Annotated in this window: 17 protein-coding genes and 7 tRNA genes; 19 read left to right on the top strand and 5 right to left on the bottom strand. The window is 49.5% G+C overall.

Features of this window, described 5'->3' with window-relative positions; all coding sequences use genetic code 11:
• Nucleotides 1-13 precede the first annotated feature (13 nt).
• Together ACZ5PW_RS16570 and ACZ5PW_RS16565 are read left to right on the top strand one after the other, a co-directional pair.
• Nucleotides 14-928, top strand: coding sequence for a lytic murein transglycosylase (locus ACZ5PW_RS16570; RefSeq protein WP_464555705.1), 915 nt, complete (start codon nt 14-16; stop codon nt 926-928).
• Nucleotides 929-951: 23 nt separating this feature from the next.
• A complete protein-coding gene (locus tag ACZ5PW_RS16565) occupies nt 952-1377 on the top strand; it encodes a serine O-acetyltransferase (RefSeq protein WP_464555703.1) in 426 nt (141 codons plus the stop codon).
• 1 nt (nt 1378) lies between these two features.
• Here the strand turns inward: ACZ5PW_RS16565 and ACZ5PW_RS16560 are convergent, their stop codons facing one another.
• A complete protein-coding gene (locus ACZ5PW_RS16560; RefSeq protein WP_464555702.1) occupies nt 1379-2485 on the bottom strand; it encodes a glycosyltransferase in 1107 nt (368 codons plus the stop codon).
• Between the two features lie 158 nt (nt 2486-2643).
• Between ACZ5PW_RS16560 and ACZ5PW_RS16555 the strand changes: the two genes are divergently transcribed.
• A complete protein-coding gene (locus ACZ5PW_RS16555; RefSeq protein WP_464555700.1) occupies nt 2644-3528 on the top strand; it encodes a glycosyltransferase family 2 protein in 885 nt (294 codons plus the stop codon).
• 52 nt (nt 3529-3580) lie between these two features.
• On the opposite strand, the gene ACZ5PW_RS16550 is transcribed toward ACZ5PW_RS16555, so the two are convergent.
• The gene (locus ACZ5PW_RS16550) at nt 3581-3943 is read right to left on the bottom strand and encodes a molybdenum cofactor biosynthesis protein MoaE (protein ID WP_464555699.1); all 363 of its coding nucleotides are present in this window, start codon (nt 3941-3943) and stop codon (nt 3581-3583) included.
• Between the two features lie 29 nt (nt 3944-3972).
• On the opposite strand from ACZ5PW_RS16550, the gene ACZ5PW_RS16545 reads away from it, so the two are divergent.
• From ACZ5PW_RS16545 to ACZ5PW_RS16535, 3 genes are all read left to right on the top strand, one after another.
• Nucleotides 3973-6621, top strand: a complete 2649-nt coding sequence (locus ACZ5PW_RS16545; protein ID WP_464555698.1) for a tetratricopeptide repeat protein — start codon at nt 3973-3975, stop codon at nt 6619-6621.
• Nucleotides 6622-6807: 186 nt separating this feature from the next.
• Entirely contained in the window at nt 6808-7806 is a 999-nt protein-coding gene (locus ACZ5PW_RS16540) for a VgrG-related protein (protein WP_464555697.1), read from the top strand.
• A 58-nt stretch (nt 7807-7864) separates the two neighbouring features.
• Nucleotides 7865-8644 carry a galactosyltransferase-related protein gene (locus ACZ5PW_RS16535; protein WP_464555695.1) on the top strand — a complete coding sequence of 260 codons (780 nt, stop codon included), beginning with the start codon at nt 7865-7867 and terminating at the stop codon, nt 8642-8644.
• Between the two features lie 4 nt (nt 8645-8648).
• Here the strand turns inward: ACZ5PW_RS16535 and ACZ5PW_RS16530 are convergent, their stop codons facing one another.
• The gene (locus ACZ5PW_RS16530) at nt 8649-10160 is read right to left on the bottom strand and encodes an NFACT RNA binding domain-containing protein (protein ID WP_464555693.1); all 1512 of its coding nucleotides are present in this window, start codon (nt 10158-10160) and stop codon (nt 8649-8651) included.
• A 15-nt stretch (nt 10161-10175) separates the two neighbouring features.
• Nucleotides 10176-10538, bottom strand: a complete 363-nt coding sequence (dksA, locus tag ACZ5PW_RS16525) for an RNA polymerase-binding protein DksA (RefSeq protein WP_464555691.1) — start codon at nt 10536-10538, stop codon at nt 10176-10178.
• Nucleotides 10539-10915: 377 nt separating this feature from the next.
• Between dksA and ACZ5PW_RS16520 the strand changes: the two genes are divergently transcribed.
• From ACZ5PW_RS16520 to ACZ5PW_RS16505, 4 genes are all read left to right on the top strand, one after another.
• Nucleotides 10916-10990 (top strand) — tRNA-Gly (locus ACZ5PW_RS16520).
• Between the two features lie 9 nt (nt 10991-10999).
• Nucleotides 11000-11074, top strand: a tRNA-Cys gene (locus ACZ5PW_RS16515).
• Between the two features lie 3 nt (nt 11075-11077).
• Nucleotides 11078-11152 (top strand) — tRNA-Gly (locus ACZ5PW_RS16510).
• Between the two features lie 63 nt (nt 11153-11215).
• Nucleotides 11216-11290, top strand: a tRNA-Gly gene (locus ACZ5PW_RS16505).
• A gap of 183 nt (nt 11291-11473) precedes the next feature.
• On the opposite strand, the gene ACZ5PW_RS16500 is transcribed toward ACZ5PW_RS16505, so the two are convergent.
• On the bottom strand, nt 11474-12649 hold the full coding sequence (locus ACZ5PW_RS16500; protein ID WP_464555690.1) for an ISL3 family transposase: 1176 nt from the start codon (nt 12647-12649) through the stop codon (nt 11474-11476).
• Between the two features lie 229 nt (nt 12650-12878).
• Between ACZ5PW_RS16500 and ACZ5PW_RS16495 the strand changes: the two genes are divergently transcribed.
• The 9 genes from ACZ5PW_RS16495 (at nt 12879) to prfA (ending at nt 19145) form a co-directional block, all read left to right on the top strand.
• Nucleotides 12879-12953: transfer RNA gene (locus ACZ5PW_RS16495), tRNA-Gly, on the top strand.
• Between the two features lie 5 nt (nt 12954-12958).
• Nucleotides 12959-13033 (top strand) — tRNA-Cys (locus ACZ5PW_RS16490).
• A gap of 3 nt (nt 13034-13036) precedes the next feature.
• Nucleotides 13037-13111, top strand: a tRNA-Gly gene (locus tag ACZ5PW_RS16485).
• 271 nt (nt 13112-13382) lie between these two features.
• The gene (locus ACZ5PW_RS16480) at nt 13383-14096 is read left to right on the top strand and encodes a class I SAM-dependent methyltransferase (RefSeq protein WP_464555688.1); all 714 of its coding nucleotides are present in this window, start codon (nt 13383-13385) and stop codon (nt 14094-14096) included.
• Entirely contained in the window at nt 14096-15823 is a 1728-nt protein-coding gene (locus ACZ5PW_RS16475; RefSeq protein ID WP_464555687.1) for a YcaO-like family protein, read from the top strand. Before ACZ5PW_RS16480 ends, ACZ5PW_RS16475 begins: the two co-directional genes overlap by 1 nt.
• Before the next feature lie 198 nt (nt 15824-16021).
• Nucleotides 16022-16339: a TusE/DsrC/DsvC family sulfur relay protein gene (locus ACZ5PW_RS16470; protein WP_464555685.1), complete on the top strand. Its 318-nt coding sequence runs from the start codon at nt 16022-16024 to the stop codon at nt 16337-16339.
• A 298-nt stretch (nt 16340-16637) separates the two neighbouring features.
• Nucleotides 16638-16868, top strand: coding sequence for a 50S ribosomal protein L31 (gene rpmE / locus ACZ5PW_RS16465; RefSeq protein ID WP_464555684.1), 231 nt, complete (start codon nt 16638-16640; stop codon nt 16866-16868).
• Between the two features lie 274 nt (nt 16869-17142).
• A complete protein-coding gene (locus ACZ5PW_RS16460; RefSeq protein WP_464560445.1) occupies nt 17143-18072 on the top strand; it encodes a DUF1385 domain-containing protein in 930 nt (309 codons plus the stop codon).
• Nucleotides 18072-19145 (top strand): peptide chain release factor 1, encoded by a 1074-nt coding sequence (gene prfA / locus ACZ5PW_RS16455; RefSeq protein WP_464555682.1) that lies wholly within the window; start codon nt 18072-18074, stop codon nt 19143-19145. Before ACZ5PW_RS16460 ends, prfA begins: the two co-directional genes overlap by 1 nt.
• Nucleotides 19146-19382 lie beyond the last annotated feature (237 nt).

Here is a 19382-nt window from a genome sequence, read left to right as displayed (position 1 = left end):
ACAGAGTCTGTAAATGCTTAGAAAATCGATTTTATTCACAATTTTAATTTTGACGTGCTTTGCGGCTGCGGCTGTCGCCGACGGACATAAAGGCTGGACTCCACTCAAGGACAGACTTGTGGCTGACGGTTTCAAACAGGAATATGTGAACACTGTTTTCGCTGTTGGATCAGTCAAATATGATTCCGGAATGATGGCCAGAAAAATGCGTTCCCTGCTCAAGCTCAGGTTTGAGCCACCGGCAAAAAAGGCCAAAAGGGAAATGACCTTCGACAAGAGATATGTCGGTGCGGTCATGCTGGCCGGGGGCTATTCCTATCTGCGCGAGCACTATGATTACCTTACCGAGATAGACAAGAAATACGGAGTAGCACCTTCGGTTATTGTGGCCTTGCTGCTTGTTGAAACGAAGCTTGGTTATACTCTGGGCAACAATCCTGCGTTCAATAATCTGGCAAACATGGCCGCCAGTTCAGACCCCGATCTTTTTTTTGATGAACTCGGGTATGATAAGCTTGAAAAGAAGGATATGGAGTGGCTTAGAAAAAGAACCAGACAGAAAGCGGACTGGGCCTACCGCGAGCTGGCGGCCCTGCTGAAGTTCTCTTCCGAGAATTCTTTTGATCCCACGGAAATCCCCGGTTCGCCTTACGGTGCTTTCGGAATCTGCCAGTTCATGCCGACCACTGCTGTGAGCTATGCCGTGGACGGAGACGGGGACGGCAAGATAGATCTTTTCAGCCGTGAAGACGCTCTTGCCAGCATGGCCAATTATCTGAAGAGGCACGGGTGGAAAAATTCACTCAGCAAGGAAAAGAAGCTGAAAGTCATTTACCGTTACAACCATTCCAAAGTCTATGCCCGTACAATCTACGAAGTTGCTGATAATCTTGAGGGTATCCGGTCTGTTTTCGGTCCCAGTGATTAGTCTTGCTGCTGCCGGGGGGAATAATGAGTAAGCTGGTTCTGTTTTTCTATCGCCTGGCTTTCTGGCTGCACAGGAAAGGAGTCCCCATCCTGCCCGGGCTTATCAACAAGCTTTTCGTGCGGATAATCTTCAGCTGCCAGATCGGTCTGGGAGCGGTTATAGGCAGGGGAGTCGACCTCGGTTACGGAGGACTGGGTGTTGTGATCCACCACCGGGCCGTGATCGGGAACAACGTGAATATCGGAAGCTGTGTCACCATAGGCGGCCGCTCCGGTATACAGGAAGTTCCGGTAATCGGTGACGGGACTCTGGTCGGCAGCGGCGCTAAAATCTTAGGTCCGGTAAAAGTGGGCCGTAATTGTAAGATCGGGGCCAACGCCGTGGTTCTCAAAGACGTTCCCGACAATCATCTGGCTGTGGGTGTTCCCGCAGAAATCCGTCCCTTATAATCTAATCCAGCACGCCCTGATAAAGGGTCATGGTCCTTTTCAGGAAGTCTTCGCCGGAAAGCTGGGACATTGTTCTGGCGTGTTCTTCCAGAAGTTTTTCCCTGAATTCAGGTTTATTAATCGCTTCGGTCAGCTTGAGGGACAGGGAGGTCACATCTTCCGCCGGGACCAGTGCTTCAGGGGGAAGCAGGTCGGGCATGACCCCTACTGAGGTGGAAATAAGCGGCCTTTCACAGGCCATAATTTCAAGGGCGGCTCTGGCAATTGTTTCCGACCATAATGAAGCTATCACTCCCAGATCAATGGCGGAGATACAGGCCACAACATCGGAGCATTTTCCGCTTATAACGGTGATGTCATCCATCTTGTTGTCGGAAATCCATTTATCAACTTCGTGCCTGCTGGTGGCGGTGGGGAAGCCGATCAGGAAAAGTTTTATTTTTTTGTCCCCGATATTGAGGCGGGTTTTGGACAATGCCTCGATAAGTTCTTTCTGACCTTTAACCCGGTCGAATCTTCCGAGCATTCCGACTACGAAATCATCCTCGGCGAAACCGTATTTCGCCCTGATTTTCTTTCTGCCTTCAGGGTCAAATTTAAATTGGTCGGTATCCACCCCGCCGTGAATCAGCCATAGACGGTTTTCGGCAAGCTCCATTTTATTCAGAAAATGCTCGGCCATGCGCTTGTTTGTTACAACAACACCGTCGGCGATTGTGGAATGCAGGTGGCGGTTGAAAAAATCGCTGCGTGGAAGACGTTGGTCTCCCCTTGTTCTGATGAGTTTGTAGCCCATGCGTATTTTGCGTAGAATCCCCCACCAGAAAAAAGCTTCACCGCGATGGCAGTTCACGATATGAGGCCTGTGTTCACGCACCAGTGACAGAACCCTTGAGCAGGCATTGAAAAGTTTTATGGGCCGGGTGGAGTTGAGCTCGATAGTCTCGACTTTGAGACCCATTTCAAGGGCCTTCGCTTCGGTTTCCGTATCGGGTACGGTGATGACCAGCACTTCATGCCCCGCATCCTGCAGCAGTTTACTGAGATAAAGGGCATACCACGAAGTGGCGTTGAACCAGCGGACATTGATAACTTGAAAAATACGCATGGAAGTAAATGACAATCCGTTTACTAAAGAGTCAAGAAAAAAGGACCGATAAGCGGCAGAGAATTCGAATTGAACATAACCTGCCGCCACCTGTAAAGATTCTTTTTGCGGTGATTTGCAAAACACAGTCAATCTAATTGTTGTTCCGGGAAAGGTGTATGATTAATAAAAATATGAGTGGCGGGCCTGAAGTCTCGGTCATAATCCCTACCTATAACAGGTGCGAACTGGTTGTAAGGGCGGTAAACTCGGTCCTTGCGCAGACTTTTTCCGATTTCGAGTGCATTGTCGTGGATGATGGTTCCACTGATGATACTTCGGCCCGCCTGCGTGAAATTGATGATTCCCGCCTGAAGATTATTGAAAGGGAAAACGCGGGTGTCTCCGCGGCCCGCAATCTCGCTGTAGAACATTCTTCCGGAAAGTTTCTGGCACTGCTGGACTCGGATGACGAGTGGGTTGAAGACAAGCTGGAAAAACAGCTGGCCTTTATGAAGAAGGAGGACCTGCAGATCAGTCAGACTGATGAAATCTGGATTCGCAAGGGTAAACGGGTCAACCAGTGCAAAAAGCATGAGAAGCCTGAAGGATTTTTCTTTAAACGCTCTCTGGAAATGTGCATGGTCAGCCCTTCCTGTGTAATCTTTACCAGAAGTTTCTGGAATGATGTGGGAACATTTGATGAACTCATGCCCGCGTGCGAGGATTATGATCTCTGGCTCCGGGCGGGGCTGAAGTATCCGGTCGGGCTTTTGAGGGAGCGGCTGACCATAAAGCATGGCGGAAGGCCGGACCAGCTTTCCAACAGTGTTGGCTGCCTGGATCTCTACAGGATGTATTCCATGGTAAAACTGTTGGTGCGGGAAAAGCCGGATGCGGAAAAACGTGATATGATACTTAAGGAACTGCGTAAAAAATCCGGCTTCTATATTGGCGGATGCCGCAAAAGGGGCCGCGATGCCGAAGCGGACAGGGTTATGCTGCTGGTGGAAAAACTGGAGCAGGGGACTCTGGCAGACCCTGCCGAATTTATTGGAAATTAAAAAAGGTCCGGGCTATACTTATCATGTATTTATTCCCGGACCCGGTTTATGATCAGGCGAAGATTTCTTTTTTGGAGAAGGCTTCAGCTTTTACACGGTCCAGCAGGCTGGAAAGGCATGCTTTTACATTTTCGCGGATATCCCCGGCAACGATGAGGAAAAGAACATCATCCCCGGGGTTGAATGTGCCTTCGTTGGCATGAACAACGATTTTATAAATGCCATCCATGTTTTCGTGTTCGATGCGCAGTTCTTCGATCTTTTCATGGTCGGCTTTGATTTCAATACCGGAGACTTCGTCGCGTGTGCCGCGGGACCAGCCTCGGACGACTCCGTTGTGAATGAGGATCATGCCTACATTGGCAGCGAATTCGGGGTCCTGTTTGAGCTCAGCAATCTTTTTCGAAATGTCCATAATACCTCCGCAAGTAAGGAGTTTTTATTTTGTATCAGATTTCCACCTTATTTGAAAATTTCCCGATTGTCAGCCATTCCCGAATGGTTAATCGCGGATTCGGTTTATGGCTTGTCTGGGGAGAGTCATTAGAGGATTCCATTGTCCGCAGCCTGAGCGATTTCGGCGGTATGCTCATGAGCGAAGGACAGAACCAGGCCTACTGGTTCTTTTTCAGCGATGATGTTTTCAGGGTGTCGGCAAGGCTTGAGGTCTGGGCCCGTCTCAATCCCATGCCCGTCTTCATGCAGATCATGCCTGCAACCCTTCTCGTGGATTACGGCCTCGACCTTTCGCTTAAAGTGGATAACGAGTTTACCTCGCAGGAAGTGGTGCTGCCCAAGGAATTTGAAGTAATTGTGCACCCCAAGCTTGAGGACGCGGTAAAACGGATTTCCGGGCTGGAGCTTGAAGAGGTCAGAACTCCCACCGGTATTTCAAAGTCAGGATGGAAGGCCCTGATCGCCGATCAGAGTCTGGGCTATGATTCGCAGCAGAGCTGGTATTTCATAATGATTCCTGTCGGCAACCCGTCCGATAAGGAATTCATTAAAGGATGGCGTTCCTTTTTTTCAGATATCCAGACCCTTATGCAGAAGCTGGGCATCCAGTACATTACTTCCGATGTCAAAGTTATTCTGCCCATAGGTTCATTGTCACTGCTGCGCACATTTCTCAGGGAGCTTCTTTCGGTAATCACCCGGTCACGCAATAATGAAGAGGGGACCCATTACTGGCCGACCGTGATGGCTCTTGTTCCGCAGATGAATATGAATTTTAACGATGAAATTCTGCGCAAGGTCAATCTGGACTGGGATAAACTGACCCCGGACTGTCCCCATCTGCGTTACCGCGACGCATATCTTCTGGGAAAGGATTTCGCCATCAACGAGGTCCGTTTCGGCAGCGATCAGGAAACTCTTGAGGGATGGTGTCATGTCAGTCTCAAGCACGGGGTGGAAGGCCTCAGCGCCGGAGCGATGGACGTCACTATTTCCCGCAGAGTCTCCATAGGTGAGATGGATGACTGCTTTTATTGCGGAATGAAAAACCACGCCCCCGCCGACTGCCCCAGTAAGAAACTCAAAGGGCTTGATCCCGGAGCATGGAAAAAGCTTGCGGCAATTGACAGTGATAAATTCAATGAAGGGTTTCAGAATATTGATCTTTCCATGCAGGGCAAGGATAATGTTCTGGAAGAGTTTTCCAAGATTCTCACTTCCGGCGACAGTTATGAAGGGATAATCACCCGCGCTCTTTTTTCCATCAATGCCATTTCGCAGTTGAGAACCCTTTACATGGTCTGGCGGAGCAGGGGAAAGGAGTGGCCCCGGGGAATCATGGAGCAGGGCCCTGAAGAGGGAGAGTTGATCTGGTCCGCTTTTGATTCACTTGTCGGCGGTTCGTTCAGTGATGCGGAACTCCTTACCAAAAATGCCATGATCCGGTTCAGCCGCAGTTACCAGCCACGGGCTTTGATCGGCTTTATCGAGCTTGAAAACGGGGACGGCGAGCAGGCTTATTTTTACTGGCAGGAGGCCGAAAGATTGAGCTTCTCCCCTTTGCAGCAGGGATATTTCATATATCTGCAGGGGCGGATGCAGGAGGTCAGCGGTGACGTCAGCGAGGCCAGCAACACTTTCAGGCGCGCTTCAAGGGTATGTCCCGACTGGCTGGACCCTTTGTACCGGCGGGCGGTCTGCATGGTCAAAATGGGATTTGCCGAGCAGGCTATTCCCTATTTTGAAGATATTATCGAGCGTGACCCGAATTATTTCAACCGCATAGCCATTGATCCCGAGCTTGACCGGGGGCGGCTCACCGTATTGCAGGCTATGGGGCAGCTCTGGGAAACGGCTGAAGCCGATGCAAAGGAAGTCGCGGCGGGGATGGATACTCTTGCCGCCGATATTGCCCAGTGGTTCGAAGAAGGGCACGACTTCGCCGATGAAGCGGGCAGGTTCATGGAGCGGATGAGAAAGCTGGCCAAGATCAAAAACTATGTGGCTTTCAAGCACCTGACTTCCGGAGTGGCCCGGCTTACGCAGGAGATCGAGAAGCGGGTTGAATACGAAATAAAGGTCATCAACAAGAAGCTAGAAATCTACCGCGAGGAACTGCTTGATATCCAGCGGGAGGCTTCATGGTTTCCCTTTCCCAAACTTCTTACCGAGTTCAACAGTGATTTCAACTACTGCGCCGATAAAATCTACTGGATTAAAACCCAGAACCTCAATCAGGCGGAGACTTTCCGTAAAACCCAGCAGTACCTGAATCAGATGGATGAACGACTGAAGAAGCTTAGACATAAGCTTGTTACTCTAAGAGTTATTCGGGATTCCACACTTTTCATAATGCTTCTGGGGCGGAGTTTTATATGGCTTGAGGTTATCTTTCTTGGATTGGCGTTACTTTGCATTCCCGCCCTGATTTACTATTCGAATAATTTCCCGTCCAATTTCGTGGTTGATATGATCATCCGCCAGAAGTGGGAATTTCAGCAGGGAATGATTTTGATCCTGAGTATTCTGGCGCTGGCCATATCCGCTTTCAGGGCCGCTGTGGTATTTGAGAAAAAGAAACGGGAATTGTTTTTACTCAATGATGAAAAAGATGAGGAAGACAAAGGTAAGAAATAAAATTTCAGCCAAGATCACTGCGCCTCGCATCTGATACTTTCTCAGCAGTCTGATGATTTTGTCACCAAACTCGCCTCTGAATTATATTCAGGGTCTTTTTTGTCTATAATCCGGACTGTTGGAGAGGTTGGCACACATGATGCTTTAACTCTGGTGGAATCATATATTTTTGACAGAGGGAAAGCTATGTCCAATGTGAATAATGATATCGCATCAGTTGTGCAGATGCTTGGCAAAAACGCTTCCGGCGTTGCCGGGAAAGGTGCGTCCACTCCCAATCTTGCGGCCTTGAAAGGGCAGCAGGGGGCATTCAATCTGGATATGATGATGACCGAAAAACTTCTGGCCGACCCGGCGAAAGATGATGGTTATTCGTCAGCGGATATGGATATGGGTGTGATGAACAACATGCTTATGCTTGAAGCATTGACCGCCTTAAATTCAATTAAAGGATTGAATGGATCCGGCGGGTTGAATCGTTCTCAGATAGCTCCCTACCAGCAGAACGGTATACCGGGCGGTGCTCCTGTCAAAAAAACGACAAATCCGGAGGTTACCGGAAGTCTGTCCGCAAAATTTGAGTCCGGGACTAAAGGCGTGGCCGCGATAGGCTACGACCGGGTAGGCGGAACTTCCTACGGTAAGTATCAGATCGCATCCAATACCGGGACTATGGACCGTTTTGTGGAATTTCTGAAAGACAAGGCCCCGGAAGTGGCGGACCGTCTGCTTGATGCAGGGCCTGCAAACACGGGATCGAAGTCAGGTAAAATGCCGGAAGTGTGGAAACAGCTCGCTTCAGAGGACCCCGCAGGGTTTGAAAAGCTCCAGCATGATTTTATTCAGAGCAGCCATTACGATCCGGCGGCCAGAATGATCTATGAAATGACAGGCGTTGACATGAACGCTCTGCCGGGTCCGGTGCGTGAAGTGCTCTGGTCCACATCGGTTCAGCATGGTCCTACCGGAGCGTCACGGCTTATTGCCAAGGCCATTGATAAACTGGCGGCTAATGCCGAAGACAAGGGGTTTCCCAAAGATCTCGTGAAAGAGATCTACGGTGAACGGTCAGGACAATTCTCTTCCTCAACCAATGCGGTTCAGAAGAGTGTTGCCAACCGCCTGCTGCGTGAACAGGACATGGTCCTCACCATGCTGGGCGAAGGAATTTCAAGAACCGCCTAAAGCAGTATGGCCGCCGCGCAAAATGAAATGATCAGAAAAATATCAAGGTGTGGGTAATATGAAGACCGATCTCAGGAATGTCGCTTTCATCATACCCTGCCGTGTGGATTCCCTTGAACGGGTCAGCAATCTCAAGCTGGTCACAACACTGCTGCTGAGCTGGTTTGATACCAGAATAATGATCATGGAGGAGGGGCCGAAGAGAGTCCTCCCAGAATTTTTCAACGATATGCCGGATGGTCCTGAACTGTATTTCAGGGAAGACCACTCCGGTTTTTTTCATAGAAGCTCTTGTGTGAACGAACTGGTCCGCATGGCTGGAGAGCCTGTTATCGCCAATTGCGATGTCGATGTTCTGGTTGCTCCGGGCAGTTACGTCCGGGCATGCGGGATGCTTCTTAAAGGGCGGATGGATGTGGTGCGTCCTTTTGACGGGCGCTGTCTGAATGTCCCGCAGAGTCTGGCCGCCAGAGTCCTGTCCGAGCGGGCGGTGGGCTTTCTGGATGATTCAAACTGCACTCTTCTTTATGCCGACACTCCGGGCGGGCTGGTGATGATCAGGCGTGAGGCTTATCTTGCTGCCGGAATGGATAATGAGAATTTCATTTCATACGGATATGAAGATGATGAGCGGCTGGTCCGTATGTCCGGTCTGGGTTACAGGCTGGGGAAGCTTGAAGGCCCCCTGTTTCATCTTGACCATCCACGGGGGGTGAACAGCCATGAAGGACTTAATCCCCACAACAGCTCAAACCGGGAAGAGCTGGAAAAGGTAAGGGCCATGAACCGGGAAGAGCTTGAAGCCTACATTGATTCATGGCCCTGGAAAGTTGTCTGATTGTTTATTTCCTGGCCAGTTTTTCTTCCAGTGAACCGTCCACATTGACGTGGACAGTTTTCAGGACGCTGTCGACGGTAACCTGTCCGTGAGCCCAGCCTTTCACCTTGCGCACATCCTTGACCAGGGCGCACATGACGTCCGCTTTGGAGTCATTTGCCCGGTAGCTTTTCAGGGCCGCGAGGGTGGCTGCTTCCTCGAAGGTGCTTTCCGGAACTTCCTGCCCGGGATGGTCCCGCTTGAGAACCACATGGGAGCCGGGACCGCCTTGAACGTGAAACCAGTAATCGAACACTGACGAGACTTTACTCAGTATCTCGTGGTTGGCTTTGCTGTTCTTGCCCCGGATCATCAGAAATCCGTCAGAAGAAACAAACAGGGCGGCTGCTATATTCTTGTACTTCTTGGGTATTTCAACAGACTTTTTCTTGCGGCAGCCTTCGGAAGAAGGCATCAGGTTGGATTGCAGAAATGCTTCATGTTCTGTTTCCACTTCTTTCTTTCTGCGCTCCATGTGCTTGAATCCGCGGTCAGCCTTGGCTGCGAATCTGAATATCTTCTCCATGTTTTCCGAAGGGGTGAGGGAAGGATCAAGTTTCACCTCCATTTCACCGTGTTCCGGGTGGGTGACGGATATGCTGTCCAGTTCACGCAGGTCTTTAATCCGGTACATTTCCGCCTGCAGTGCTTCCGCTTCGATCTTGCGGGCCTTCAGGGCGTGAAGCCTTTCTTCCTCCTGCTCGATTCGTTTTAGAATCCTCTTGAATTTCCTTTTGCCTGATTTCAGGGTGCTCAGCTGCTCAGCGTTCTCCATCTTTTCCATGACCGGAAAAAGAACCCTTTCCCCGTAAACCGAGGAGGCTTCAATTGCTGAGTGGAACACTTCGGCATTACCTCCCGAAGCCCACACTCTTGGCGGACTGGGAACGTCATTCTTTACGGTTTGCAGGTAGAAACTGTCAGCAATTCCGCTTTCAAGATTCAAAAGCAGGGTCTGCCCCTCATCTCGGGGCATTCTTTCAAGCACCTTGCGAAGGGGCGGGGAGATCTGAGGGTAATCACGCCAGATATCAGGATCGGACTGAATTTCTTCAAGCGAAGGCCATTCAACGTCCGGACCGAAATCTTCGGGAAGGTCATGAACAAGGGAGACCCCTTTTTTCATATCAAGCAGCAGATAACGGTATTTGTCCGGCTGTCTGAAAGGGGAGAGGGTAAAAGCCAGTCTGAGGTTCATCCAGTCGTGATGAGCCTCGAATATCCTGCGTCCCGCCAGACGTTTGCGGAGCCACATAACCTGTGACGGCGGAGCGGGGGGATTGGCGGGTTTTACCCTTGAAAGAAAGAGCAGGCCCACCGATTTGGCGGGCCTGAACAGAAGATATTCCTTTCCGCCTTTTGACTGGAGTGCAAAAGTCCAGACTCCCTCAGCCGGCGAAAAAATTTTCTCTACCCTGCGTCCATTGAGGTTCTCCTCAAGTTCAAGACACAGGGCACGAAAGAAGTGTGCGTCCATTTATACGAATCCGGGTTAGTCGCCGCGGTTCTTTTCGTCCTCTTCCTGCTTGCTCTTACAGGCAATGCACAGTGTGGTCACCGGGCGGGCCTTGAGCCTTGCAACAGAGATGTCATCACCACAGGCGTGGCATATACCGAAGTCACCGTCTTCAATGCGCTGGATAGCCTGCTGGATCTTCTTGATCAGCTTGCGCTCACGGTCCCGCAGGCGCAGGGTGAAGGCGCGATCTGATTCAGCAGTTGCACGGTCGGCGGGATCGGCATAGTTTTCGCCGGATTCAGTCATGTCTTCAATAGTTTCCTTGCCCTTCTGCAGGATGTCATCAAGCATCTTGTTCAGGGTTTCACGGAAAAATGCGAGTTCCTTTTGATCCATATCATTAACCTCTCTTTACGCATCGTGAGGTGGGGGTTACGAAATTACCAGAACTACATATCGTCATCAATTTTTAAGATGAATGGTATTAGCCTAAACCGGGGCAGAAAGTAAAGGCCATGATAAAAAAAAACAAAAATATAAAAAAATAAAACGGTTGACAAACATTTTAAGTTTTCCTAATCACTCTCCTCGAACGGTTCAAAGAACCGGATCTTTGAAAAAAAGTTCAGTTTTTGAGTTGATTAGCAAGGGTGATGTGTGTAAAGTTACTCCTTTGTTAAGAATTTCACCAACTGGCGAAAAGATCAGAAAAAATAAAAATAAGTGTTGACAGTTTGATAGCGTAACGGTAAAAACTGCTTCGCTTTTTGTGAGCGGGAATAACTCAGTGGTAGAGTACAACCTTGCCAAGGTTGGAGTCGCGAGTTCAAATCTCGTTTCCCGCTCCAGATATTTCAGGCGACATAGCCAAGTGGTAAGGCAGAGGTCTGCAAAACCTCCATTCTCCGGTTCAAATCCGGATGTCGCCTCCAAGAGCGGGAATAACTCAGTGGTAGAGTACAACCTTGCCAAGGTTGGAGTCGCGAGTTCAAATCTCGTTTCCCGCTCCATTTAAATTTCCGGCAGCCTCAAGGCGGCCTTCCTTCACCACCACACGAAGGTAAACCCCAAGGGCGGGAATAACTCAGTGGTAGAGTACAACCTTGCCAAGGTTGGAGTCGCGAGTTCAAATCTCGTTTCCCGCTCCACCGGAATTTCACATAAGGGTCGATCAGAAATGATCGGCCCTTATTGTTTATGGTTAAAATAAAATATTAATCATTGTTCGTGGGCCGGGCAAGCCTTTGCCGGGTGATCAGAGTTGGGTCTACACCAAAGAAAGGGGCGCAAGCCCGAATGATCAAATTTCCAACCGTTGATTCTCTTTTCGACTACCCACACAAAACGCGCACACGCAGCCGATAGTTTTCAAAATTTCTAAACCCGTATGCCCGCCTCTGGATAAGTTTCATCTTTCGATGAAATCCTTCAGTTGTTCCGTTGTTTTTACTGTAGCGAAACATCCGGGCCACCTCCTCTTTCCAGTTGCTCAAAGTTTTACCCAACGTCCGAAGTGGAGCAAAAGGACTTTGCTGAAGTTGCTTTATTTTATCAAGCAATTCGAAAATGTATTTTTTACAGCTACGACCATTTTGCGCCCTGATCCGCAGAAGATCGTTTAGTTCATGGCAGAAATGGTAAAGGCTTTCTATTGCCGGTTGAGCCTTAAAATATTGAGACAAAAGATCTTTCCTTTTATCGGACAAACGGTCCTGCCGACACAGCATGGCCCGCATAATTCCACCACGCCCATAAGAAATATTTTCTTCATCAATCAGCTTGCAGGTCTTGGTAAAATGATGATTTACCAACCGGATTACGTGAAAGCGATCCGAAACAATCCGCGCATTCGGAAACCAGTTTTTAACCATATGCCGATAAGCAGAATTCATATCGATGCAAACTACTTTTACCTTACTACGTCCTTTAAGAGTCCTGAGAAAAGGGAGTAATTCAGCTGCACTGCGACCTCTGGCTATGTCAAAAATTTTGTTATTTGTAAGATCGCAAAACGTGGTTGAAAAACCGACTTTGCGAGTGAAGCGGTGCTCGTCAATTCCGAGATAACTCGGGCATTTCCAGTTGCTGCGCTGTCGAGCTTTCAGATCAATGACTTGATGGTAAAATCGCTCCACACTTGAAACGCCGATCCCGTTTTCGTTGGCGATGGTCTTGTTACACGAACCGTTGTTGTACTGCCGAAAAACTTCTCGTTTCAGGACTTCAGTTGATCGACTCCATTTTTTTACACCTTCCATACGGGTGTTGAAATATCGACCGCAATCCTTACAGTGATGCTTATGACATTTCACCCGAAGAATCGATGCTCGTCCATTGTGCGGGATGCTCTTGATGAACCGCGTAAACGTATCCTTGATGCGAAAAGAAGAACTTCGACATCGTGGACAAACGGGTTTGCCTGTCCACTCCACTTCAAGAATTATCGGAAAATATGACACTACATTTTTGATTGCAAAATCGGAAAGACCGATTAAAATCCGATCCATAAATTGACCTCTTTTCTTTGGTAGGAAATTTGATCAATTTATAGGGCATATCGAGTCGGTTCGGTATGCCTTTCTTTTATCGGATTATTCTATCGCCCCTGTCTTTGAGGTAGAGCCTCAGAGTTTCGGTCCGGGGGTGGCGTGTATTTTTTTGTGGTTAATATTAATATAATTTGTCATTTTAGTTGACAGTATCGTTACATAGCGATAAACACAGCTTCTCTCGTGAGCGGGAATAACTCAGTGGTAGAGTACAACCTTGCCAAGGTTGGAGTCGCGAGTTCAAATCTCGTTTCCCGCTCCAGAAAAGGCGACATAGCCAAGTGGTAAGGCAGAGGTCTGCAAAACCTCCATTCTCCGGTTCAAATCCGGATGTCGCCTCCATGAGCGGGAATAACTCAGTGGTAGAGTACAACCTTGCCAAGGTTGGAGTCGCGAGTTCAAATCTCGTTTCCCGCTCCACATGAATTTCATAAAGGGCCGATCAGAAAATGATCGGCCCTTTTTTGTGTTATTTCCATTAATTCAAGTGGTAATGGTGATTATGAAGGTGTGTTTCCGCTTTTTCAGAGCGGAAAAACGGCGGTCAATCCTTGTTAAATATGTGTCGAGAGTTGACCCTTTGTGCTGAAATGATTACTCCTCATCGTCGTGGATAGTTTTGTTTCATACCTCGCAGGTGTGAAAATTCACGTCTTATATTAATGTTACGAATCAGTTAAGGAGGCATTCCTTGAAAAATATAGCACTTAAGGCCGATGCTACATTCGATGAGCTTCTGGCTGCGGCCCGTAATAAGTTCGGAGCCATAAAATTCGAACCTGTAAAGGTAGGCGATCAGGAACTTGAACTGGCCCAGATCGCGGACATGCAGGCATATCTGGACCGTCTGGTTGATAAGGCCCGTGGCGGAAAGAAGATTGAACTTCCCCTTTGGGCCAAGATATGGCCTTCATGTCTTGTGCTTGGTTTTTACATGCTCAGGTTCAAGGCTCCCGAAAATGCCAGAGTCCTTGATGTCGGTACTGACGGGGGGCTTTGCGGAATGCTCGCCGCAAAGAGGGGGCTTGATGTTGTTCTTGCGGAGACTGACGATGACGCGCTTCTTTTTGCCCGTCTGAATGCGGCCCGGAACAACCTTGACGATAAGGTTTCTGTGCAGAAGCTCGACTTCGCCGAGACAGAGATGGGACAGAAGTTTGATTTTATCGTCGGCTGTGAAATCCTTCATCGTGATGAAGTTGCCGAATCCTTTCCCGGATTCATTGAAAAGCACCTCGCGGACGGCAAGGAGTCCGAAGTGCTGCTCGCCATGGATAAAAAACGCGGCGGAAGAAAATTTTTCGACAGCATCAAGGATAGCTACAGGCTCATGAAGCAGGAAGTGCCTTTTGCTGCTGAAGGCGGAAAGAGCATTGTCTCTCTGGTCAGAATGGGGGTGAAGTAATGATTGAACTCAAATCGTGCCCCAAAGTATATTCCAAAGATCAGGATAAAGCGGTCACTCCCGAGGAGACCGTCGCCCGGGTGAAAGAGCTGCTTGAAGCAAAATGCAGCGGCGTACTCAAGTGCACCAGAAAGGTCGATACCGGACGTCTGGGCATTCCTGTTTTCATCAGTGAGTGTGGCGATGTGGCCCGGGATGTCATGCCTACCCGCAAACAGATGGGTAAGGGCGCTTCCGTGGCGCAGGCTGAGGCTTCCGCGCTTATGGAACTGGTGGAGCGGTTCAGCTTCTTCAGTTTCTGGAACACTCCCGAGAATTTCACCCTTGCCACCTACAGCGAGGCTGAGGAGTTGTGGCCCGGCAAAGTCATCTCGATTGAAAAGATTCTCCAGTCCGTGGATGAAGAGATGGACCCCGGCAAGGCACGGGTTATCCTTGATCTGGTCCGCTGGCATTTTCATCCGGCACTGAATGTCCATACCGGGGAGACCGAGTATGTGCCCCTCGACTGGTTCAAGATCCTTAATGAGTTCAACGGTTCTTCCGCTGGCAACACCCCTGAGGAATCTGTGCTGCAGGGCGGCAGTGAGCTCGTTGAGCGCCATGTCTGTGCAGTTATTGACAGGGAACGGCCCGAAGTGCCGGTGATTGATCCGGCTTCCTGTGACGATGAAGTGCTCGCTGACCTTTGCAGATGTTTTGATGATAACGGCATCAAGTATGTGATTAATGATTTCTCTCTTGGAATGCCTCTGCCCACTGTTGCCGTCACCGCCTGGGACCCTTCAACTTTTCCGGGCATGAGTGAGATTGTCTTTACCGCCGGAACTTCCGCGTCCCCGTGCAAGGCCGCGATCAGGGCTTTCACCGAGGTTGCCCAGCTCGCTGGCGATTTTGAAACCGGTCGTGTCTACGAGGCGTCAGGGCTCCCCAAATTCACCGAGATTGAGCAGACCGGCTGGCTGTCTGCCGGAGAGTGTGTAAAGCTCAAGGGGCTTCCCTCCGTAGAGACTGACGATATCTATGCCGAGTTGAAATCCTTTGCCGCGGGGCTGGAGGAAAAAGGCTACACCCTGTACACCGTGGATACCACTCATCCTGAGCTGGGTGTTCCCGCCAACTATAACTTTGTTCCGGGTTTTCATTTCCGTGAAAGAACCCCTCATGCGAGCCTCGGGCTGTTTGTCGGGCGTATTCTTTCCGAAAAAGCGGCAATCGATCTCGCCGGAGACGGTCTTGACGTGATCTCGGATATCTATGGCGAACCTTACTTTATTCCTTTCTTCGAGGGTATGCTGGCCCTGCGCAGCGGAGACACTTCCCGCGCGGTGGATATGTTCTCCATTGCCACGGAAGTTCAGCCCGCGGATGAGGAAAGGGCGCTTTCCGCTTTTTACACGGCGTACGCCTTGTCTCTTGAGGAAAGATGGCCCGAAACTGTTCCCTATCTGGATAAAGCCATTGAGCTTGATGATGAGGCCAAAGAGTTTTTCAACCTCCGCGGCGTGGCCAGATTCAAGGCCAAAGAGTTCAGCGTGGCCGCCGAAGATTTCAAGGCTGCCCTCGCTCTGGACAGCGGGTCCGCATCAGACCTTGCCAATCTCGGATTATGTCATAAATTCATGGGTGAGGAAGATGATGCCATCGAGTATCTGAGCACAGCACTTGAACTGGACCCGTCTCTGGAGTATGCAAGTGTGCATCTTCAGGAGCTGCTCGATAAGTAATCCCCCTTTTTTTGTGGGTATTGTTCAGAACTTGATTGACAAGAAAGCGGTTTAGATATTATCGCATTATGAGCAAAACGCGTAGAGGTTTTGCCCTTAATAAGTCATGAAGCAGCGGATCGCTGTTTTTGGATATGGCTGGTTCGACACGGTCCGAACCACAAGGTTTAAATATAAATATTCCAAAGGAGTATTACTATGGCTATCGTAGAATATCAGGGCAAGAGCTTTGACGTTGATGAGGACGGCTTCCTTCTGAAATTTGAAGACTGGTCCCCCGAATGGGTTGACTTCGTTAAAGAAAGCGAAGGCATCAAAGAACTCAACGAAGAACACCAGAAAGTTATCGACTTCCTGCAGGACTACTACAAGAAGAACGGTATCGCTCCTATGGTGCGTATCCTCTCCAAAGTAACCGGTTTCAAACTGAAGCACATCTACGAACTGTTCCCCTCCGGACCTGGTAAGGGAGCTTGTAAGATGGCTGGTCTGCCCAAGCCTACCGGCTGCGTATAGCCCAGACAGCTTCTCAGATATTTGGGCGGGATCCTCGCGGTCCCGCCTTTTTTGTTCGCTAGCGGCAGCAGGTGAATGGTGACGGTCCTACTACCGTATTGATGCTGATCGAAATTTTAGGTAGTTGAATTGTCAGCAGGCATTTGTTGTCCCGCTCGTTCCGGCCACTTGACGTGGGTTAAGTGGGCCTGTTAACTTATTGCACCAAAAATTGCGAAACAGGGCAGATAAACCTTGCATAATATTTTAAGCGGGGGTATTGGCCCTGTTCCACGGTTAACAAAGACAGGAGAAAGTCATGAAAAAAGATATCCATCCCAAACTTTATAAGGCTACAGTACGTTGCCACTGCGGTTACGAATCCGAACTCTACTCCACCATCGGTGAAGAGGTGAGCACTGAAATTTGTTCAAACTGCCATCCTTTTTACACTGGTAAGCAGCGTTTTGTTGATACCGCTGGTCGTATCGACCGCTTCAAGAAGAAGTTCGCAAACTTCGACGCCGCATCCAAAGCCAAGGGCAACTAGCTCATATTTTTGCGGTTTCCGCCGCATGAACATGCCTCTGTCGCTATACCTGCGTCAGAGGCATGTTGTTTTTGTTAAATATTTCAATGTCCTGCATCGTTGTCGGGTGGGACTATCTTCAATCCCTCCCGCTGTGAACAATGATAATTATTATCGAGTTCAGTCTTGCCTGTTTTCTTGAAATGATTATCCTACCGAGAATCAGTGCTATTTATTATTTACGGGGCTTAAGCCCTTTCCAAGCGAGGATACGGATTTGAAATCATCTCTGCTCATGTCAGCTGCCAAAACCGTTGGCGGTCAGGCTGTTATCGAAGGCGTAATGATGCGCGCGAAGGACAATCTTGCCATCGCGGTGCGCCGCCCTGACGGTGAAATCACCGTCGAACTCCGTCCCTGGTTCTCAATGACTCCCGAATTCATGAAAAAACCGTTCCTGCGGGGTTTTCCGATATTTATGGAGACAATGGTCAACGGTGTGAAGGCTTTGAACTATTCAGCCACCCAGGCTCTTGATGAAGAAGAGGACGGAGAGCTCACCAGCTTTCATCTCATATTGACCATGGTTATCGCCCTTGGCGCGGCTCTTGGTCTTTTTGTTGTGCTGCCGCATTTTTTCAGTGTGGCCATGAAGTGGTGGGGCGTTTCAGGTGATGTTGATTCCCTCAGTTTCCACATCTGGGACGGTTTTTTCAAGATGCTGATGTTTCTCGGTTACATAATTTCAATTTCATTTGTGCCGGATATCAAACGTGTTTTCCAGTACCACGGTGCTGAGCACAAGGTTATCTGGGCCTATGAAACCGATGGCGACCTTGAAGCCTGCAAAATCAAAAATTTCAGCAGACTTCACCCCCGCTGCGGAACGGCGTTCCTGCTTTTCGTGCTGGTGGTGAGTATTCTGCTTTTCACTGTGTTGGTTCCCATGATCGTTGCGGTCTGGTCACCTGAGTCATTTGTTTTAAAGCATTTATATATAGTAGCGGTGAAACTGCTTCTCATGGCTCCTGTCAGTGCTGTAGCTTATGAAATGATCAAGGCTTCCGGCAAATATGAGAGCAGCCCGGTCTGCAAGGCCATGTGCCTGCCCGGTCTTGGGATGCAGTATCTGACCACCCGTGAGCCCGATGAGTCTCAGATCGAGGTTGCGCTGGCCGCTCTTAACAAAGCGGTTGCGGCCGATGCAGATGGAGGAAAGAACTAATGTTTGCCAAACTTGAAGAGATTGAACGTTCTTTTATGGATCTGGAGCAGGAGCTCGCGGACCCTGAAGTTTACGGTAATCAGCAAAGATATAAAAAAGTGACCATGGCCCACGCTGAGATGGGTGATATCGTGGCCGCGTTTCGTGAATACAAGCAACTCAGCGCCGACCTTGAGGACAACAAGGAAATGGCCAAGGATTCGGATCCTGAAATCCGTGAAATGGCGGAGATGGAAATCTCTGAAATTCAGGAAAGGCTTCCCGCGCTTGAGGAAGAGCTCAAGCTGCTGCTTCTGCCCAAGGACCCCATGGACGGGAAGAACATCATCCTTGAAATCCGCGCCGGAACAGGCGGTGAAGAGGCCGCGCTTTTTGCCGCGGATCTCTTCAGGATGTACTCCCGGTTCGCCGAACATAACGGCTGGAAGGTTGAGATCATGAACTCCAACCCCACCGGAACTGGCGGATACAAGGAAATTATCGCTTCTGTCAGCGGCAGCAACATTTTTTCCAAGATGAAGTACGAGTCCGGAACCCACCGTGTTCAGCGTGTTCCTGCCACCGAGACTCAGGGACGTATCCATACTTCAGCCGCTACTGTTGCGATCATGCCTGAAGCGGAAGAAGTCGATGTCCAGGTGCGCAATGAAGATCTGCGTATCGATGTTTTCCGCGCGTCAGGTCCCGGCGGGCAGTCGGTTAACACCACTGACTCCGCTATCAGGATCACCCACCTTCCCACCGGTCTGGTTGTTATCTGCCAGGATGAAAAATCCCAGCACAAGAACAAGGCCAAGGCCATGAAGGTTCTCTGCTCCCGTCTGCTTCAGGCCGAGCAGGACAAACAGCATGCCGAGATGGCAGAAGCGCGTAAGGCGCAGGTCGGTTCCGGTGACCGTTCCGAACGTATCCGTACCTACAATTTTCCGCAGGGCAGGGTTACCGACCACCGTATCAATCTTACCCTTTACAAGCTTGACGCTGTAATGGAAGGGGATATGGGAGAACTCGTGGATTCCCTGATCAGCCACTACCAGTCCGAAGCACTCAAGAAACAGGCCGAAGACGGTTAACCGCTGATTGATCGGCGGGGATTTTCTCAAAATGCCTTTAAAGGGTTTTGCTGAATGAATCATTAAACTGCCGGTCTGTCTGATTAAGTTTTTAAGGCGGGATATTTGAACAATATCCCGCCTTTATTTTGTGTATTTATCCGGCTCGGCAAGGCTCGAAGTGGTATTCGCTCCGGCCTGCAGGGCGGAACTGTTCACAGAGTGTGCATGAGATCAGATTCCGCTGCTCCGATAAGG

This window comes from Maridesulfovibrio salinus, from assembly GCF_055394525.1.
This window is presented reverse-complemented; position numbering and strand designations above follow the sequence as displayed.

Bases quoted from the DNA above. Each gene is read 5' to 3' on its own strand.
- ACZ5PW_RS16570 (WP_464555705.1), top strand. From the start codon at position 14: ATGCTTAGAAAATCGATTTTATTCACAATTTTAATTTTGACGTGCTTT.
- ACZ5PW_RS16535 (WP_464555695.1), top strand. From the start codon at position 7,865: ATGAAGACCGATCTCAGGAATGTCGCTTTCATCATACCCTGCCGTGTG.
- ACZ5PW_RS16550 (WP_464555699.1), bottom strand. From the start codon at position 3,943: ATGGACATTTCGAAAAAGATTGCTGAGCTCAAACAGGACCCCGAATTC.
- ACZ5PW_RS16530 (WP_464555693.1), bottom strand. From the start codon at position 10,160: ATGGACGCACACTTCTTTCGTGCCCTGTGTCTTGAACTTGAGGAGAAC.
- ACZ5PW_RS16475 (WP_464555687.1), top strand. From the start codon at position 14,096: ATGATTGAACTCAAATCGTGCCCCAAAGTATATTCCAAAGATCAGGAT.
- rpmE (WP_464555684.1), top strand. From the start codon at position 16,638: ATGAAAAAAGATATCCATCCCAAACTTTATAAGGCTACAGTACGTTGC.
- ACZ5PW_RS16500 (WP_464555690.1), bottom strand. From the start codon at position 12,649: ATGGATCGGATTTTAATCGGTCTTTCCGATTTTGCAATCAAAAATGTA.
- ACZ5PW_RS16460 (WP_464560445.1), top strand. From the start codon at position 17,143: ATGTCAGCTGCCAAAACCGTTGGCGGTCAGGCTGTTATCGAAGGCGTA.
- ACZ5PW_RS16560 (WP_464555702.1), bottom strand. From the start codon at position 2,485: ATGCGTATTTTTCAAGTTATCAATGTCCGCTGGTTCAACGCCACTTCG.
- ACZ5PW_RS16470 (WP_464555685.1), top strand. From the start codon at position 16,022: ATGGCTATCGTAGAATATCAGGGCAAGAGCTTTGACGTTGATGAGGAC.
- ACZ5PW_RS16555 (WP_464555700.1), top strand. From the start codon at position 2,644: ATGATTAATAAAAATATGAGTGGCGGGCCTGAAGTCTCGGTCATAATC.
- ACZ5PW_RS16540 (WP_464555697.1), top strand. From the start codon at position 6,808: ATGTCCAATGTGAATAATGATATCGCATCAGTTGTGCAGATGCTTGGC.
- prfA (WP_464555682.1), top strand. From the start codon at position 18,072: ATGTTTGCCAAACTTGAAGAGATTGAACGTTCTTTTATGGATCTGGAG.
- dksA (WP_464555691.1), bottom strand. From the start codon at position 10,538: ATGGATCAAAAGGAACTCGCATTTTTCCGTGAAACCCTGAACAAGATG.
- ACZ5PW_RS16565 (WP_464555703.1), top strand. From the start codon at position 952: ATGAGTAAGCTGGTTCTGTTTTTCTATCGCCTGGCTTTCTGGCTGCAC.